General features: G+C 31.5%; 19 protein-coding genes and 1 pseudogene. 10 read left to right on the forward strand and 10 right to left on the reverse strand.

What is annotated here, in order from left to right; genetic code table 11:
• Window positions 1–23 precede the first annotated feature (23 nt).
• The gene (locus QZ260_RS09125) at window positions 24–206 is read left to right on the forward strand and encodes a CAL67264 family membrane protein (protein ID WP_295985308.1); all 183 of its coding nucleotides are present in this window, start codon (window positions 24–26) and stop codon (window positions 204–206) included.
• A gap of 100 nt (window positions 207–306) precedes the next feature.
• On the forward strand, window positions 307–1,998 hold the full coding sequence (gene ettA / locus QZ260_RS09130; RefSeq protein ID WP_295985311.1) for an energy-dependent translational throttle protein EttA: 1,692 nt from the start codon (window positions 307–309) through the stop codon (window positions 1,996–1,998).
• Window positions 1,999–2,047: 49 nt separating this feature from the next.
• Here ettA and QZ260_RS09135 read toward each other — a convergent pair whose 3' ends face one another.
• Together QZ260_RS09135 and QZ260_RS09140 are read right to left on the reverse strand one after the other, a co-directional pair.
• On the reverse strand, window positions 2,048–2,248 hold the full coding sequence (locus QZ260_RS09135) for a hypothetical protein (protein WP_295985313.1): 201 nt from the start codon (window positions 2,246–2,248) through the stop codon (window positions 2,048–2,050).
• Between the two features lie 11 nt (window positions 2,249–2,259).
• Window positions 2,260–2,481, reverse strand: a complete 222-nt coding sequence (locus QZ260_RS09140; protein WP_295985315.1) for a hypothetical protein — start codon at window positions 2,479–2,481, stop codon at window positions 2,260–2,262.
• A gap of 415 nt (window positions 2,482–2,896) precedes the next feature.
• Between QZ260_RS09140 and QZ260_RS09145 the strand changes: the two genes are divergently transcribed.
• Entirely contained in the window at window positions 2,897–3,481 is a 585-nt protein-coding gene (locus QZ260_RS09145; RefSeq protein WP_295985317.1) for an NUDIX domain-containing protein, read from the forward strand.
• 211 nt (window positions 3,482–3,692) lie between these two features.
• Here QZ260_RS09145 and QZ260_RS09150 read toward each other — a convergent pair whose 3' ends face one another.
• Both QZ260_RS09150 and QZ260_RS09155 read right to left on the reverse strand, forming a co-directional pair.
• Window positions 3,693–4,157 (reverse strand): GNAT family N-acetyltransferase, encoded by a 465-nt coding sequence (locus QZ260_RS09150; protein WP_295985320.1) that lies wholly within the window; start codon window positions 4,155–4,157, stop codon window positions 3,693–3,695.
• The gene (locus QZ260_RS09155; protein WP_295985323.1) at window positions 4,147–5,166 is read right to left on the reverse strand and encodes a formimidoylglutamase; all 1,020 of its coding nucleotides are present in this window, start codon (window positions 5,164–5,166) and stop codon (window positions 4,147–4,149) included. The genes QZ260_RS09150 and QZ260_RS09155 overlap by 11 nt, the downstream gene beginning before the upstream one ends.
• 118 nt (window positions 5,167–5,284) lie before the next feature.
• Between QZ260_RS09155 and QZ260_RS09160 the strand changes: the two genes are divergently transcribed.
• Entirely contained in the window at window positions 5,285–6,163 is an 879-nt protein-coding gene (locus QZ260_RS09160; RefSeq protein WP_295985326.1) for a chromosome partitioning protein ParA, read from the forward strand.
• Window positions 6,164–6,215: 52 nt separating this feature from the next.
• Here QZ260_RS09160 and hutI read toward each other — a convergent pair whose 3' ends face one another.
• Entirely contained in the window at window positions 6,216–7,454 is a 1,239-nt protein-coding gene (hutI, locus tag QZ260_RS09165) for an imidazolonepropionase (RefSeq protein WP_295985329.1), read from the reverse strand.
• Between the two features lie 56 nt (window positions 7,455–7,510).
• On the opposite strand from hutI, the gene QZ260_RS09170 reads away from it, so the two are divergent.
• A complete protein-coding gene (locus QZ260_RS09170; RefSeq protein WP_295985331.1) occupies window positions 7,511–8,203 on the forward strand; it encodes an aspartate/glutamate racemase family protein in 693 nt (230 codons plus the stop codon).
• Window positions 8,204–8,208: 5 nt separating this feature from the next.
• Window positions 8,209–8,802: a Crp/Fnr family transcriptional regulator gene (locus QZ260_RS09175; protein ID WP_295985334.1), complete on the forward strand. Its 594-nt coding sequence runs from the start codon at window positions 8,209–8,211 to the stop codon at window positions 8,800–8,802.
• 213 nt (window positions 8,803–9,015) lie between these two features.
• On the opposite strand, the gene fumC is transcribed toward QZ260_RS09175, so the two are convergent.
• Window positions 9,016–10,413, reverse strand: a complete 1,398-nt coding sequence (gene fumC / locus QZ260_RS09180) for a class II fumarate hydratase (protein ID WP_295985337.1) — start codon at window positions 10,411–10,413, stop codon at window positions 9,016–9,018.
• Window positions 10,414–10,646: 233 nt separating this feature from the next.
• Here fumC and QZ260_RS09185 point away from each other — a divergent pair.
• Both QZ260_RS09185 and QZ260_RS09190 read left to right on the forward strand, forming a co-directional pair.
• Window positions 10,647–10,799: pseudogene (locus QZ260_RS09185) on the forward strand (peroxidase); the annotation flags it as partial.
• 93 nt (window positions 10,800–10,892) lie between these two features.
• Window positions 10,893–11,066 carry a hypothetical protein gene (locus QZ260_RS09190; RefSeq protein ID WP_271560597.1) on the forward strand — a complete coding sequence of 58 codons (174 nt, stop codon included), beginning with the start codon at window positions 10,893–10,895 and terminating at the stop codon, window positions 11,064–11,066.
• Window positions 11,067–11,130: 64 nt separating this feature from the next.
• Here QZ260_RS09190 and QZ260_RS09195 read toward each other — a convergent pair whose 3' ends face one another.
• The 4 genes from QZ260_RS09195 to prfB form a co-directional block, all read right to left on the reverse strand.
• Window positions 11,131–13,551, reverse strand: coding sequence for an outer membrane beta-barrel family protein (locus QZ260_RS09195; RefSeq protein WP_295985341.1), 2,421 nt, complete (start codon window positions 13,549–13,551; stop codon window positions 11,131–11,133).
• 86 nt (window positions 13,552–13,637) lie between these two features.
• Window positions 13,638–13,979: an arsenate reductase (glutaredoxin) gene (gene arsC / locus QZ260_RS09200; protein WP_295985344.1), complete on the reverse strand. Its 342-nt coding sequence runs from the start codon at window positions 13,977–13,979 to the stop codon at window positions 13,638–13,640.
• Entirely contained in the window at window positions 13,979–14,596 is a 618-nt protein-coding gene (locus QZ260_RS09205; protein WP_295985347.1) for an HAD family phosphatase, read from the reverse strand. Before QZ260_RS09205 ends, arsC begins: the two co-directional genes overlap by 1 nt.
• 15 nt (window positions 14,597–14,611) lie before the next feature.
• Window positions 14,612–15,722 (reverse strand): peptide chain release factor 2 gene (prfB, locus tag QZ260_RS09210; RefSeq protein ID WP_295985348.1). Its coding sequence is split into 2 segments (ribosomal slippage): window positions 14,612–15,658 and window positions 15,660–15,722, totalling 1,110 coding nucleotides; the frame shifts between segments, so codons are not numbered across the junction.
• Window positions 15,723–16,240: 518 nt separating this feature from the next.
• Here prfB and QZ260_RS09215 point away from each other — a divergent pair.
• Both QZ260_RS09215 and QZ260_RS09220 read left to right on the forward strand, forming a co-directional pair.
• Window positions 16,241–16,507, forward strand: coding sequence for a hypothetical protein (locus tag QZ260_RS09215; protein WP_295985349.1), 267 nt, complete (start codon window positions 16,241–16,243; stop codon window positions 16,505–16,507).
• A gap of 359 nt (window positions 16,508–16,866) precedes the next feature.
• A complete protein-coding gene (locus QZ260_RS09220; RefSeq protein WP_295985351.1) occupies window positions 16,867–17,670 on the forward strand; it encodes a sugar-transfer associated ATP-grasp domain-containing protein in 804 nt (267 codons plus the stop codon).
• The last annotated feature ends 279 nt before the right edge of the window (window positions 17,671–17,949 follow it).

Consider the following 17,949-nt stretch of genomic DNA (forward strand, 5'->3'; position numbering starts at 1 on the left):
CTAACCAATAAAAAGAAAAGATTATGGCAATGAATAAAAATACAGTATTAGCCTGGGCTACATGGGTTATGATTTTTGTAGGACTAGGACTAATAGCTCTTGGTGCTTTTAGATATGATGATGTTGCTGGCTGGGGTTTTGCAGCAGTAGGTGTTGGCTTTTTTTCTATTGCATGGGTGTTTAATGCTTTAAAAGGAAGAGTCTAAAAGTCTCAGTTTTCAGTGGCAGTAAACAGTAATTATTTTAATTAAAGAACTTTTGTTTTAGATACTAATAACTACCTACTACAAACTAACTAATAAATTTATGAGCGACGATAAAAAAGTAATATTTTCAATGTCTGGTTTAACGAAGACATTTCCGGGTGCAAATACACCAGTTTTAAAAAATATTTATTTGAGCTTCTTTTATGGAGCAAAAATTGGAATCTTAGGTCTTAATGGTTCTGGTAAATCTACTTTACTAAAAATTATTGCAGGAGTTGATAAAAATTTCCAAGGTGATGTTACCTTTTTACAAGACTATTCAGTTGGATATTTAGAGCAAGAACCAAAACTTGATGACGATAAAACAGTCATGGAAGTTGTTCGAGAAGGTGCTGCTGAAACGGTTGCTATTCTTGATGAATACAATAAAATTAACGATCAGTTTGGTTTGGAAGAAGTGTATTCTGATGCCGACAAGATGGAGAAGTTAATGAATCGTCAAGCTGAACTTCAAGATCAGATTGATGCTGCTAATGCTTGGGAGTTGGATACCAAATTAGAAATTGCCATGGATGCGTTACGTACCCCAGAAGGTGATAAAAAAATTGGTGTGCTTTCTGGTGGTGAAAAACGTCGTGTGGCATTATGTCGTTTACTTTTGCAAGAACCTGATGTATTACTTTTAGATGAGCCTACAAACCATTTAGATGCAGAATCGGTACATTGGTTAGAGCATCATTTAGCACAATATAAAGGTACGGTTATAGCAGTAACACACGATAGATACTTTTTAGATAATGTAGCTGGATGGATTTTAGAACTGGATAGAGGTGAAGGTATTCCGTGGAAAGGGAACTATTCGTCTTGGTTAGACCAAAAATCTAAACGTATGGCTAAGGAAGGTAAAGTGGCTTCTAAAAGACAAAAAACATTAGAGCGCGAGTTAGAATGGGTGCGTCAAGGAGCAAAAGGCCGTCAAACAAAACAAAAGGCACGTTTAAAAAATTACGATAAGTTAATGAGTCAAGACCAAAAACAACTTGACGAGAAACTAGAAATATATATTCCTAATGGTCCGCGTTTGGGTACAAATGTTATCGATGCCAAAGGCGTCGCTAAAGGTTATGGTGATAAATTGTTGTACGACGATTTAAACTTCAGTTTACCACAAGCAGGAATAGTTGGTATTATTGGACCAAACGGTGCCGGTAAAACCACTATTTTTAGAATGATTATGGGCGAAGAAACTCCCGATAAAGGTGAGTTTATAGTTGGTGATACAGCTAAACTTGCATATGTAGATCAAAAACATTCAAACATAGATCCAGAGAAAACGATTTGGCAAAACTTTAGTGATGAGCAAGAGCTTATTTTGATGGGAGGTAAGGAAGTAAATTCTAGAGCCTATTTAAGTCGATTTAACTTTTCTGGAGGCGAGCAAAATAAAAAAGTAAAACTGCTCTCTGGAGGTGAACGTAACCGATTGCATTTAGCAATGACGCTTAAAGAAGAAGGCAATGTGTTGCTTTTAGATGAGCCAACTAATGATTTAGATGTAAATACTTTACGAGCCTTAGAAGAAGGCTTAGAAAACTTTGCTGGTTGTGCCGTGGTGATTAGTCACGACCGTTGGTTCTTAGATAGAATATGTACACATATTTTAGCTTTTGAAGGTGATTCTCAAGTGTATTTCTTTGAAGGTAGTTTTTCTGATTATGAAGAAAATAAGAAGAAGAGACTAGGTGGAGATTTGATGCCTAAACGAATAAAATATAGAAAGTTAGTAAGATAATAATTCTACGATAAAAACTAAAAAACTCACTGAAAAGTGGGCTTTTTTTTTAGCCATAAAGATGTCCAGATCCTAAATCAAAATCTGATGTCTTATCAATACTTTTAATAGTCTCAAAATTATCATTGAAAATATATAATCCATTTTCAATAGATTGCACGTGTTCATTAATGTATAATATTCTTTTTGTTAGTATCCCTATTACAAATACTATTATCACAAATATTATGGTAAAAATCATTTCAATCATTAATATGCTTTTTAATTCCCGCCATACATATGGCCATCAGTAAAATCTTTATATTTTTTATCTTCTTTCATAGACGTGTTCATCTTTTCTAATCGCTTATTTTCTTTTTTAAGTAAATAGGATTTTCTAACTCCTAAAAGCAATATAATTCCGAAAAAGATAACAATTACGGTAAGAGCAACGACAACCTGTGATTGTGTAATTAAAGGAATAGTTGTAAAGTTTAAAAGCATAATAAATACATAATTAGGTTTGGTAATTAACAAATATAATATAAACTTTCAAAATGTTAGAATTTTTTTAGCAAGTGTAACAATTTCTTAATTTTAGACTTCTTTAATTTGAGAAATGACTAATAATATTGAAATTTAAGAGAAAACTATTTCTGTTTAGAATTTACTAGTAAAGAAGAAGGTTATTTTTTCCATTCAATGAAGTAGAAAAATAAATCATAGCTTTTATTACAATTTCTTGTTATATTGAAATAGAAAGAATAAAGGGCGACGCGTTTAGATTTTTTAAAGTATAAAGACAGGACATACTTTGTTATTTAAATAATATGGCAACCATTGCAGTTTCAGATTAAAAATAAATAAATCAAAATTGAATCAATTATATATTTATACTAAGCTAGAAAAGCATTTGTAAATGAGCAATAAACAGGTTAAAAACATAATAAAGAAGCTGCTTTCAGACAACTATTACATTTTGAAGAGAGTTACTTTTGATTATTTAATGAAAAGTGGCAAATGGGTAAACCAAATGCGAGAAGTTTATGATAGGGGAGACGGTGCTGGAATATTGCTATATAACAAACACAAAGGAACTGTTATTTTAATCAAACAATTTAGAATGCCAACGTATTTAAATGATAATAAAGATGGTTTTTTAGTTGAGGTTTGTGCAGGTTTATTGGACCAAGATAATCCTGAAGCATGTATTATCCGAGAAACTGAAGAAGAAGTTGGGTATCGTTTAAAATCAGTGAAAAAAATTTATGAAGGTTATTCATCACCTGGAGTAATGACTGAGAAAATGCACTTTTTTGTTGGAGAATACACCGATGATATGAAAGTTGGTGCAGGAGGGGGCTTAGCGAGTGAGCATGAAGATATTGAGGTATTAGAAATTCCTTTCGAAAAAGCGATTGGTATGTTGGAGAATGGAGAAATTGTTGACACAAGAACTATAGTGTTGTTGCAATATGCCTTGATTCATAAGTTGTTAGATTAAATTGATAAACTAAAAACCGTTAATTTTTACAGAATAAATTTGATTACAGTGAGTGAAATCTGGGGGGTTATTATTTTGCAGAGGAAACTAAAGAAATCGATATTGTACAACAAGCGGTAGATTCAGTAATAGCTATTCCTCAAGAGGATAAAAAGACTATAGAAATTGAGAGATTACACAGGCAGATTGATTCTTTGAAGGCTATAGGAAATTAAAACACCAGCTCCATCTTAATATCACTACGTTTGTAAGGGCTATTTGCCTCAACGGGTACCTCAATAAAACCATATTTTCTATAAATATAAATTGCATTTTCTAATTTAGTATTGGAGTAGAGTATAAGCTTTGGCAATCCTAAAGATTTAGCATAAACAATACAATATTGCATTAGTTTCTGACCTATTTTATACCCGCGATGGTTTGTTGATACCGCCATTTTAGTTAATTCAAAAAGGCCATTTTTACCTAATGGCATCAATGCTACTGTACCGACCACTTGTTTGTTTAGTCTTGCAAAAAATATATGTCCACCTCTATCAATTATATATTTTTCGGGGTTGCTTAAAACGTCCTCATCAAAAGGTTCAACATAAAAGAAGGTTTTGAGCCACTCTACATTTAAATCGTAGAAGTCTTTAGTATATTGTTTTTCAAAATTTATAATATCAATGTTCATTGGCTTTTATAAAATCTGTAATTAAATAAGTGATTAGTTTGCCAACTTGAGTACTTGTTTTTTTTGTTGGAGCGGCTTCACAAATATGTAAGTATGTCGCGTTTTTATGTTTTGCAAAATAGTTGAGAAATTGGCGTGTTTTATTAACGCTAAAACCACTCGGCGTCATAGCGCTACTTGGAGTATTTTCAATAGCATCACAGTCAATTTCAATTCCAAAATTACTATTCGAAACGTGCAGGTAAGCGCGTTCTAATTCTTTTTTAAACTTCAGTTCATTTCTAATTTCCAAAGCATCAAAAGTATTGTATTCGATAGATTTTGATTTATCAAGTGCTTTAAAAATCTTATCGGATGTATAATTTTCATGCAACCCAAAAATAAAGTAATTGGCTAACAACCCTTCTGCGAAAGCGTACTTAAAACCATTACCACTATGGCGGCCTTCTTCATCTCTAAAATCTGAATGTGCATCAAAATTAACAACATTAATGGGCTTTCCAACAGCTAAGGATGAGCCTTTTATATTTCCATATGCATTATTATGTCCGCCACCAATTATGATTGGTTTTTTTCCAGCCATTACAATTTGATGAATGATATAAGTAACATATTCATCAATGTTAGTTACTATTTTTCTAGCTTTTAAAATATCTTTTTTTCTGGATGGATTCAATTTTGAAACCAACAACTGTTCTTCTGTAAAATCTAAACGACCTAATATTAAAACCTTGTTAGCCCTTGTGAATTCATTACTGTGAATGTTTAACAAAACTTTAAGGGTCGCTTCCCAAGCCTTTGAAGCTCCAGTTTTTCCATGGTTTGCAAATACACCAACATCTTCAGGTAAACCTAAAATGACATGTGTAACATCTAAATTTTTAAGTTGTTCGTATATGTTAGAAATGCTGGTTAATATTTGAACATGTTGACCAAATTTGGATTCACCAGAGCGTTTGTTTAATAGTTTGTTTCTATTAGTATTATTAAATAAAACCAGTTTGTCCATGAATGAGATGCATTTTGAATATTAAAAGTACATCATTATTTATTTAAAGCATTAAAACAAACAATTAAAATTAGAACAAAATTTAGATTAACCTTAACAAACATTAAAACAAGTAATTATGGAGAACAACAACAGCAACACGGGACTTAAAGTAGGATTGGGTATTGCACTAGTTTTATTTTTAGCGACAGGATTTTATACTATGAATTTGTATAGCAGTAGCAAGAAGGTACAGAATGAGCTAACTGAAGAGAAGCAATTAGTAATGAATGACTTAAATTCAATGGCAAAACAATATGACGAAGCTATTGGGGAGAACGAAGTAACTAATGCTAATTTACTTGAAGCTAGAGGTCGTATTCAGGGATTAATTGATTCTTTAAAAATTTCTGAAACTAACGTGAAAAGTTTATGGAGATATAAAAGAAAATATGCTTCACTTCAAAAAGAAATGGATGTGTTATTGGCTCAAAATGATTCATTACGAGTTGAGAATTCATATTTAGCAACATCTTTAGATAGTACTCGTGTGCGTTTAGAAGAGCGTTCTATTTTTACAGATTCTTTATTAGTACAAAATAATGCTTTAGCTGAAGTTGTAGAAAATGCTGCTATTTTAAATACTGTTGGTTTAAAAGGTTTTGGAGTTATTGAAAGAACATCAGGTAAATTAATACCAACTGAAAGAGCTACCAGAGCGGATAAAATTAGAGTATGCTTTACAGTTGCAAAAAATGCTTTAGTACAAGCTGGTGATGAAGAATTATATGTTCAAGTGATTGACCCAAAAAACAATACTTTAGGTTTAAATGAACAAGTTGCTTTTGGTGAGAAAACTTTAAACTACAGTATAATTAGCAAATTTAATTATGAGAATGCAAGCCTTAACGTATGTGAGTTTGTAACTTCTAAAAATGAATTTGAAAAAGGAAGATATACAGTAAACGTTTTTAACGAAAAAGATTTAGTGTCTAGCTCGGAATTTACTTTAAAGTAAATCGATTATAACACGTAATAAAAAAGCCCTAAACTTTAAGTTTAGGGCTTTTTTATGATATTATAGTTCCTTTAATTATAACTGTTTCAATGTTGTTTTCTCCAAATGAATACGGCAAATAATTATAGCTAGGTATTGGTTTTGTAATTATAAGGTTTGCCTTTTTTCCTTTTGTAATACTACCATATTCTTCTGAAATTCCCATCGCGTAGGCTCCATTTAAAGTAGCTGCGTTTATAGCTTCCTCGGGTGTCATTTTCATTTTAATACAAGCTGTACTCACCACAAAATTCATATTCCCGCTTGGAGTAGACCCGGGGTTATAGTCAGTTGCTAATGCCAATGGTAAGCCAGAATTAATAATTCGTCTTGCAGGTGTGTAAGGTATACTTAAAAAGAAAGAACAAGAGGGCAGTGCCACGGGCATAGTCTCACTTCCTATTAAGACATTAATATCCTCTTGAGTTAGTTCTTCTAAGTGATCTACAGATAGCGCATTATGTTTAACACCCATGGCGACACCTCCAAATGCATTAAATTGATTGACATGTATTTTTGGAATTAGTCCAAATTGTTTCCCTGCTGATAAAATAGTTTCGGTATCTTCTAAAGAAAAATAGCCTTTTTCACAAAAAACATCAATAAAATCAGCTAAGTTCTCTTTGCCTATTTTTGGAAGCATTTCATTAATAATTAAATCAATATAGCCTTTTTTGTTGTTTAAGTAAGCTTCAGGAAATGCGTGTGCGCCCAGAAATGTCGCTTTAATTTTAATAGGAAAATGTTCTGTAATGCGTTTGATGATACGCAGCATTTTAAGCTCAGACTCTAAAGTTAATCCATAACCCGATTTTATTTCTAAAGCGCCTGTACCAAGTTTTATAATGTTTTTAACCCGCTGAGCAGATTGATTATATAAATCATCTTCTGAAGTATTTTGAAGGGTTTTTGCAGAGTTTAAAATACCACCGCCACGATTAGCAATTTCAGTATAACTCAAACCGTTTATTCTGTCTACAAATTCTTGTTCTCTATTTCCCGCGAAAACAATGTGCGTGTGTGAGTCGCACCATGTTGGTAGAACTAATTTATCAGTAGCATCAATAGTCTTATCTGCTACCATATTTTTGCAGCTTTCCATGCGGCCAAAATCAGAAATTTCACCATTTTTAATTAAAAGGAAAGCATTTTTAATAGTCGGTAAATGTTGCATGTCTTTACCTGAGACCTTTAGAGTATTTTGATCTCTAACTTGAATTAATTCTTTTATATTAATAATTAAAATAGACATAAAGTGCTAAACAATATAATTAAAGTTCTAAATTTAGGTACAATAAATTAGATATAATGAAAACTATAGGATTAATTGGAGGAATAACTCCGCAGTCCACAATAATGTATTATAAGGTTTTAAATAGTTTGGCCAGTGAACATTTTGGAGAGGGTCATTCTTGTAAAGTAATTATTAACTCAGTTAATTTTGCTGAAATTGCTAATCTCCAAAAAGAAAACAGATGGGATAAGTTAAATGATATTATGGCTGATGCTGGTAAAAGCTTGGAGTTAGCTGGTGCATCATGTATTTTAATTTGTGCTAACACTATGCATCTTACTATTGATGCTGTTAGAGAAGTTGTAAATATTCCAGTTATTCATATTGCTGAAGCCACTGCAGAAATAATTATTGAAAAGAAATTAAAAACAGTTGCATTGTTAGGAACGAAGTACACCATGGAAAAAAATTTTTATATTGATGTGTTGCGCTCTTTTGGAATAAAAACGATAGTTCCAAATTTAGAAGACAGAAATAAAGTGCATCGCATAATTTACGATGAACTATCTAAAGGTGTATTAAATGATGCATCTAAACACGTATATTTGAAAATTATAAAAAAATTAATAAAGGATGGTGCAGAAGGTGTTATTTTGGGGTGTACAGAAATACCGCTTTTAATTAAACAAACCGATGTTTCAGTACCAGTTTTCGATACAACAATGATACATGCTACTAAATCTTTTATGGAAGCGTTAAAAATATAAATAGTATGAACCCTAACTTAGTATTTCTAAACTCATTTTTAGATGTTTCCAAAGAAACTTTTTCTAAACTTAAAAGGATATCTGTACCCAAAAAGCTTGAAGAAGGTGATCAGATAGCTAAACCAGGTGAAGTTCCTAACAAGATTTATATGCTTGTTTCTGGAATGATGCGAGTTTATTTAAGTTCAGAAAACGGAAAAGAGTTTAATAAGAATTTTTTCTTGCCTTTTAGTTTTGTCGGTGCACTAACAGCTTTGATACAAAACCAACCATCTAGGTTAACTTATGAAGCACTTACTGAATGTCAAGTTTATGAAATTAATTTTAGTAAAATAACTGAGCTCTGTAAAAGCGACATAAACATAAGCAACTTGTATAATAGAATACTAGAACATGTTTTTATTAGATACGAAGAGCGGCAATTAGAACTTATTTCTATGGATGCCAAAGCGCAGTATCTTGCTCTTCTTAAAAAAATGCCAAATATAGAAGAACTCATTCCGCAATATCAAATAGCATCATATTTAAGTATTACTCCTGTACAATTGAGTAGAATTAGAAGAAAAATAAAAAAGGAAGAGGTAAAAGAAAATAATTAAGACTATTTGTTTGTATGCTCAGCACTAAAATATTATCAAAATTTTTATATTATTAATGGATTTAACAAATGTTAATAAAAAAAAGACTTGTTAGTTATATCTTTCACCTTTTCCTTTTTGGATTATAATTTTTAAAGGTTTAATAGCTAACCAACCAAAAAGACAGGCAAATTTATTTAGCCTGTCTTTTTATTTAATTACGATTTAAGAGTTTTATTTAAGACTTCCAACCATGTCCTCTGGTTTTACCCAAGCGTCATAATCTTCAACAGTAACATACCCTAAACGTATAGCTTCTTCTTTTAAAGTAGTTCCATTTTTATGGGCTGTGTTAGCTATTTCTGCAGCTTTGTAATATCCTATTTTTGTATTTAGAGCGGTTACAAGCATTAAAGAATTATTCAATAATTTTGTAATAACCTCATGGTTAGGCTCTATACCAACGGCACAGTTTTCTTCAAAACTAGAACAAGCATCCCCAATTAATTGTGCGGATTGTAAAACGTTAGCTGCCATCACAGGTTTAAAAACATTCAATTCATAATGGCCTTGTAAACCACCAACAGATATTGTTACATCATTACCTATAACTTGAGCGCAAACCATAGTTAAGGCTTCACATTGGGTTGGGTTTACTTTTCCCGGCATAATAGAACTTCCTGGTTCATTCGCCGGAATCGTAATTTCTCCAATACCAGAACGTGGCCCTGAAGCCATCATTCTAATATCATTTGCAATTTTATTTAAGGATACTGCCAACTGCTTCAATGCACCATGTGTTTCAACCAAGGCATCATGAGCCGCTAAAGCTTCAAATTTATTAGGAGCGGTTATAAACGGTAATTCAGTAAATTCTGCAATGTATTGCGCCACAAGTTCGCTATATCCGTTAGGCGTATTTAAACCCGTACCAACAGCCGTACCTCCCAGTGCTAACTCACTTAAATGTGATAATGTGTTTTCTAGAGCTTTTAAACCGTAATCTAATTGAGCTACATAACCTGATAGTTCTTGTCCTAAAGTAAGAGGCGTAGCGTCCATAAGGTGTGTTCTACCTATTTTTACAACATTTTTAAAGGCTATTGATTTGTTATTAAGAGTATCACGCAATTGTTTAACACCAGGAATTGTGGTCTCAGCAATTTTTTTATATGCTGCAATATGCATTCCTGTCGGAAACGTATCATTTGAAGATTGCGATTTATTAACATCATCATTAGGTTGAATTGTTTTTTCACCTTCCCCAATAACTTTTCCGGCTAATTGGTGTGCTCTGTTTGCAACCACTTCATTAACATTCATATTGCTTTGTGTACCAGAGCCGGTTTGCCAGATAACTAATGGAAATTGGTCATCGTGTTTACCTTCTAATATTTCTTCACAAACTTGTGCTATTAAATCTCGTTTTTCAACAGTTAAAACGCCCAATTCACAATTGGTAAATGCAGCCGCTTTTTTTAAATAAGCAAAGCCGTAAATGATTTCTAATGGCATAGAGGCCGAAGGGCCAATTTTGAAGTTATTTCTAGAGCGTTCTGTTTGTGCTCCCCAAAGTTTATCAGCGGGCACTTTTACTTCGCCCATAGTATCTTTTTCTATTCTGTAACTCATATTAATAATAATTAAATTATAAGGTGCTAAGGTAATTCTTTTAAGATGTTTATAATTATGATTTTTGTTAGTTTTTACTACTTCTTTTTTACACAGTAATAACGGATTTTTTTACTTTAAGACTTTAAAATCGATGAAATTAGTAAGACTTTATTTTAAGTTTAAATTATAAAATAGATATTATGGTAGCGATTAAATTATGTGCCTTGGCTCCAAATTTCTCAACAGGATTTTATAAAGTGGCTACACCTGCTAATTGGAATAACGGTGATGATTGTGTTGTAGTTCCTGCTGTTGCAACTGCAGATATTCTTGGAATTTTCCCAAAAGGATATAAAGAAATTAAACCATATTTACGCATGACTCCTCAGCCAAATTTAGAATAGTTAAAAAGTCTGTTAATAATTTTTAACTTGATATTGTATAAGACATACCTTTGCATTATATTTGCTACATCTTAAAAGTAAGGCACAACAATTATGTTTGAATTTGATCAGTATTTAGGCTTTTTAGCATTTTTAACTATATTAACAATAGGGTTTTGGTTAATGATTTTTTTAATAACCTTTGTTATTCCTTATTGGATTGGAGGATCTTTAATTGAAAGATTAAAAGAAATTAGAGAAGAAAAGAAAGCTAAGCGTCAAGCTTAAAAAACATATGTATTATATATAAAAAAAGGAAGCTAATTTAGCTTCCTTTTTTTATGGTTATATTTTACATTTCCATGCCGCCGCCATCAAAACCACCTTGACGCTCTCGTTTTTTCTTCTGGTTGAATCTATAAGTAAACGCCAGATTAAAAGTACGACCTCCTCTAAATTGAATTTCTTGATAAGCGGTAAATGTTTCAGCAGTAATATCATTACTATAAAAAGCTTTATTAAAAATATCTCGAACATTAAATGCGATTGAGGCTTTTTCTTTAAATAAATCCTTGCTAAAAGCAACGCTAGTAGTTAATACACCTTTTCTATCATTTTGTGCATCTTGACTCGGACCTCTATAATTTATATTTGTTTGCCAATCAATATTGTGCGGTAATGTTATTTTGTTTGTGAATCTAGCTCTCCAACTCAAGTTATTAGCACTTAAGTCAACGCCATCAAAACGTCCTTCTCGTTCAGATTTAAAAATATTAAAATCAGTATTCATGCGCCATTTTCTAGACGGATTATAATTTAAATTAAACTCAAAACCATAGCGTTTATCTTTACCTAAATTAACAGGACCTCTTTCTATTACAGGGAATTCTGCTCCGTCAACAATAACAGATTCATCAGTCTTTCTGCTTACAAAGGTCATAATATCTGTTGAATGCGAATAATAAATGGAGGAAGAGATTGTTAACTTATCTAGCTTGTTTAAATACCCCAATTCAAAAGTACTGGCAAATGTTGGATTTAAATCAGGATTACCTTGAAAGACGTTTGTTATACTAGAACGAGAAGGGAAGGGGTTAAGCATAAAACCTCTTGGTCTTCTAATTCTTCTATTGTATCCTAAAGTAACGCTTTGTGAGTCGCTTATTTCATAATTCAAATTAACCGTTGGAAATAATCCATTTATTTTTTTTCTACTAAAATCTCCTGTTGTTGGCTGATCTAGTGTGATTCTAGTATTTTCAAATCTTAAACCTAATAGGTATGAAAATTTATCAATTTTACTCCCGAATTGCGTATAAATAGCAGTGTTATATTGCTTAAAATTAAAAAGGTTTGTGAGATTGTTATTAATTAAAAAATCACCAGATGATGCATCTAAAAGAGCTACTTCAAAATCTGTAGACCTTGTCGTGAAATCACCACGGTAACCAAGTTCTATTTGACTCATTTCTCCGACAGGCACAACATAATCAGATCGCAATAGGATATTAGTTTGATCTTCCAGAGTCGATACCATTTCAGATTCTATACCATCAACAGTGATTAGAGAATTTTCATCTTCATTAGAATCTTCATATTGAAAATCGAAAGTTAATTTATGATCACTATCATCAAAATTTTTTGTAAAATTTAAAGCGTATTGAATCGTTTTACTATCTTCTTTTTCTGGATCTCGGCGCTCACTTTCACTCGTGGTATTATTAATTTTATTGAACTGCACAAGTTTGTTAATCGAATTATTTTCAGAGCTATTATCTCTATAGACTACGGATGATGTTATAGATGCTGAGTCGTTAATATACCATTCAATACCCGTGTTTGTAGTCAGGCCTTTTCTAGTATCTGTCCAATTACGTTTTTCATCTAAATCTGGGATGTTAATGTCGAAATACTTAACATCATTATACCATCTTCCCAGAGTTTCTTGATACCTATATGATGACGTATTAAAAATATTGACATTTCCAGTTCTATAATTAATGTTTCCAGAAATTCCAGCTGAGTTAGGATGTCCAACATTAGTAGTAATAGAACCGTTTAAACCCAGCAACTTACTTCTGCGTAAAATAATGTTTAATATACCCGCTGTACCTTCAGCTTCATATCTAGCGGAAGGCGACGTAATGACTTCAACCTTTTCAATAGCTTCTGCAGGTAATTGTCTTAATGCTTCAGTAGAATTAAGTCCAACTAATCCAGAAGGTTTACCATTGATGAGTATTCGAACATTATCATTACCTCTTAAGGCTACATTGCCCTCTGCATCTACAGAAACGGATGGTACGTTGTCTAAGACATCACTTACCGAACCACCACTAACGGTTAGATCTTTACCAACATTATATATTTTTTTGTCAAGTCGGATTTCAACAGTTGTACGTTCAGCGATAATCTCTATTTCGCCTAATAATTCAGCATTAATTTCTAGAGAATAACTACCAAGATTTTCGTTTTTGGATATTTTTTTGTTAGGAATTGTAATCGTTTTAAAAGAAATATATTCAATCGTAATATCATAAACACCGGTTACAACAGGTATGTTAAAGCTTCCTTTAGCATCAGTTATTCCTCCGGTAATAATTTTGTTTTGACGTTTACTAAAAAAGGCTATAGTTGCATATTCTAGAGGTTGCTTGGTCTCTTTATCAATAACAATTCCTGAGATTTTAACTTCTTTTCCTTCTGGTCTTTGAGCAAAACCAACTACAGTGAATAAACAAAATAGAATAAGTGCAAATGTAGATTTCTCCATTAAAAATGTTTTGATAATTAGACCACAAATGTAGATTATGGTTTAATATCAAACGGTTAAAATTTTGTTAATAGAAAATATAATATTTAGATGATTTCTAGTATTAATTCTGGAGGTCTTCCAATAACCGCTTTATATCCATTAATGACTATTGGACGCTCTATAAGTTTAGGATTTTCAACCATTGCAGTTATGATTTCGGCATCGCTTAAATCTTTATTTTTGAAGCTGTCTTTCCAAATGGATTCACCTTTTCTAACTAACTCAATTGGCTTTATTCCTAATAGTTTTATGATGTCTTTTAATCCTTCAGCAGTTGGAACATCCTCAAGATATTTAACAACTTCAAAGTCTTTGCCAGATTTTTCTAAAATTTCTACACCGCACCTAGATTTAGAGCATCGCGCATTATGGTATATTTTAATCATTATAAAACAATATTAAACGTTTTTAGGTTAATAATAAGTTGTTCTGGAGATTCAAATTGAATACCATTAATACCTAAATTATTGGCAGCTTCAATATTTCTTAGATTGTCATCAATAAAAATAGCATTTTCAGCTTTGATATTAAACCGCTCTAGTGTTAGGTTATAAATGTCATTAAACGGTTTTCTTGTTTTTTCTTCACCAGAAACAATTATACCTTCAAACCAATGTAAAAACTCAAACCGCTCTAAAGCAATAGGGAAGGTTTCTGCGCTCCAATTTGTTAAGGCTATAACTTTATAATCTTCTGAATCAATAAACTTTTTTAGAATATCAACGGTTCCAGTAATGGAATCGCCTAACATTTCAACCCAGCGACCGTAAAACATTCGTATTTCTTTTTCATATTCAGGAAAAAGAGCCACTTTATCTTCTGTAGCTTGCGCCATAGGGTACCCCGCATCTTGATTTTCATTCCAATCACTCGTACAAATATGATCAAAAAACCATTGCATTTTCTTTCTATCTCTGTTGAACACATCTAAAAAAACATATTCAGGATTCCAATCAATTAAAACACCACCAAGGTCGAATATTATTGTATCTATTTTTTTCACGTGCTAATTGCTATATTATAATTGATTATTATCTTCTTGTTTTTGCCCCATGGCCATTAAGTATGATTTTAAAAACTCATCTATATTTCCATCCATAACCGCATCAACATTACCAGTTTCATGAGCAGTTCTAACATCTTTTACTAATTTATAAGGATGCATCACATAGTTTCTAATCTGGCTTCCCCATTCAATTTTCATTTTACCAGCTTCAATATCTTCACGCTGCGCTAATTGTTTTTGAAGCTCAATTTCATATAGTTGTGACTTAAGCATTTGCATAGCTCTAGATCTGTTATCATGCTGAGAGCGAGTTTCGGAGCATGAAATTTGAATTCCTGTAGGTTTATGAGTTAACTGAACTTTAGTCTCAACTTTATTTACGTTTTGCCCACCAGCACCACTAGATCTTGCTGTAGTTATATCAATATCAGCTGGGTTTATATCTATTTCTATAGTATCGTCGACTAATGGATACACATAAACAGAAGCAAAACTGGTGTGACGCTTTGCATTACTATCAAAGGGTGAGATTCTTACCAAACGATGTACACCGTTTTCTCCTTTTAACCAACCAAAGGCAAAATCGCCTTCTATCTCTAAAGTCACTGTTTTTATGCCCGCTACATCACCTTGTTGAAAATTCAACTCCTTTACTTTAAAGCCACTTTTTTCTGCATACATTAAATACATGCGCATTAGCATACTTGCCCAATCGCAACTCTCTGTGCCTCCAGCGCCTGCAGTAATTTGTAATACAGCACTTAAGCCATCACCTTCTTCCGAAAGCATATTTCTAAATTCTATATCTTCTATTAGAATTGATGCTTTATTATATCGGTTTTCAACGTCTTCTTGTGTAGCTTCCTCTTCTTTGAAAAACTCATAAATAACTTCAAGGTCTTCAATTAGGGTTTTTAAGTCTTTATAATCTTGAACCCATTTTTTCTTCACTCGAAGCGATTTCATAAGAGCTTCGGCAGCTTTTGGGTCGTTCCAGAAATTGGGATCGAAGGTTTGTTCTTCTTCGTTTTGAATTTCTATAAGTTTGGCATCTATGTCAAAGATAGTGCCTAAGTTTGTCGAGGCGGGTGTTAAGATCTTTAATTTGATCTGAAGTTATCATAGTACAATTGTTTAGAACAAAAATAGGGTTTAAACTATTAGAAGGAAATAAAAGAGCCGATAAATTTAAAAGTACTAATTTTTAATTTGAAATGCGAAAATGTTCAATAATTTATTTTAATTTATACCGAATAAGCGTGCCATACTATTAAAGCAATTTTAACTAATCGTTCCTTTTTATCAATTTCTTATTCATAAAAAATAGGCAATATTTGAATATTATCAGCAGTGCACAAGATAGTGCCATCATGCTTTATTTTGTAAAAAGTACTGTTGTGAACTGACAATGTTAACAAACCATCAAAAAGTAGATGTCTTTGATTATGGTAATGAATTTTGTTTTATAGGAAAAATCTACATTTTAGCGAGTTTATTCACTCAGTGTATTTTAATACTTTATATTTACGCCCAATTGAAGGCCAATAGATTTAATTTTTTTTACCTGGTTTCATTTTTTTAATTGACTCTTAAAGACTAAAAAAATATTTTATATTGAAAATCAGACACAACATAGGTCTTATGTTTATAATAGCTCAAATAATTTCTTTAGCTGTAGCTAGGTATATTCCAGAACGTTTTTTTTGTTGGGCACCTTACGATGAGCATACTTATATAAATGTGAATGTTGAAATTAATGTTTCAAATGAAATTGTTTACGAAGATGATTTAACATTTATAGCGAACAGTAATACATCTTCTAATATAAATAAATCAAAAAACTCAATTATATTATTATATAACTTTGATGCTATAGTTGGGTTTAATTTTAGAAAAAAATATATTTAAAATTGTGCTTCATTGTTTAATATTGGGGTTAAAATAAAACGAAACTTAGATTTATGTCTATATATTATTTAATTAAACAGATATTTTTAAAGAGAATTTTAGTAATTAAAAAATCTTTGGTTAAGTATAATCTCAGCATGAATATGCGTAGAGATATTAAAAAGACATTGAAGAAATCGAAGCTGCAGGGATTAACAAAATTACAAAAAAGGAAAATAAAATTATATTTCAAAAGAAAGGGGTATAGTAACATCAAATTATATTGGCATCATTTTTATACTTCTAGAAGTAATACCTTTTGTGTAGAATACATACCTGAGGATATATTTCACCCTATAATTTCTCCTATGATAAATCAAATGAAGCAATGGCCGGCTTTATTAGATAAAAACTTATCCGAAACGATATTTAACGGTTTTAAACAACCAGATAATTTAGTCAAAAACATTAATGGTTTTTTTTATGTTGATAATAAGCAAATTGAACGAATAGAAGCTATTGATATCATTAATAAATTTAAACAGCAGCTAATAATCAAGCCTTCAATTGAATCTGGCAGTGGTCGAATGATAAATGTATTTGCAATAAATAATTTTAAAACATCTTTTAAGGGGATGTCAATAAATTCTTTGTTAGATTATTATAATAAGGATTATATAATTCAAAAGATTGTTGAACAAAGTATGGATATGAAGTCCTTGAATCCTACATCTTTAAATACTTTGCGAATTATGTCTTACATGAGAGAAACGGAGATTCATATTTTATCAAGTATTGTAAGAATTGGAGGAGCTGGTTCTCATACAGATAATTATTCAACTGGAGGTGTTGTATGTGGTATTAAGGATGATGGTAACCTACGAGAATATGGTTACCCATATTTTGGTGAAAGAGTAAAGAAAACAGAGTCAGGAGTAGTATTAGGCACTTTTATAGTTCCAAATTTTAATAAAGCAATATCGATGGTAAAAGAAATGCATTTTAAAATACCATATTTTAGAATTATTTCTTGGGATATTGGACTAGATATTACCAATACACCTATTTTTATAGAATATAATACGTATAGACAAGGAATTGGTGTACATCAAATTACTAATGGTCCATTATTTGGTGAATTTACAGATGAGCTTCTGGAAATAGGTAGAAAATATAAACCTTAGCTTATTTGTTATCTTACATTTAGATTCAACTTGTATATCTTTTTGTTTTTGCTTGACTTGTTAGTACGGTTTATGTTTAACGGTTTTTTAATGAATTTTATTCATATTTCGCTGACTTGGTTATGCATCTTATTCTTCATTCCATTATTATTTGGAAAGAAAATAAAAAAGAACGTCGTTTAAGTAACAATTAAGAATGAAAAAACAAAAAATATCAATTTTAATTCCAGACGGGGAGAGTCATATCCTACTATATGTAGTCAACTGTTTGTCTAATAT

Origin of the sequence: uncultured Algibacter sp. (assembly GCF_905480415.1) — a bacterium.
Lineage (GTDB): Bacteria > Bacteroidota > Bacteroidia > Flavobacteriales > Flavobacteriaceae > Algibacter_B.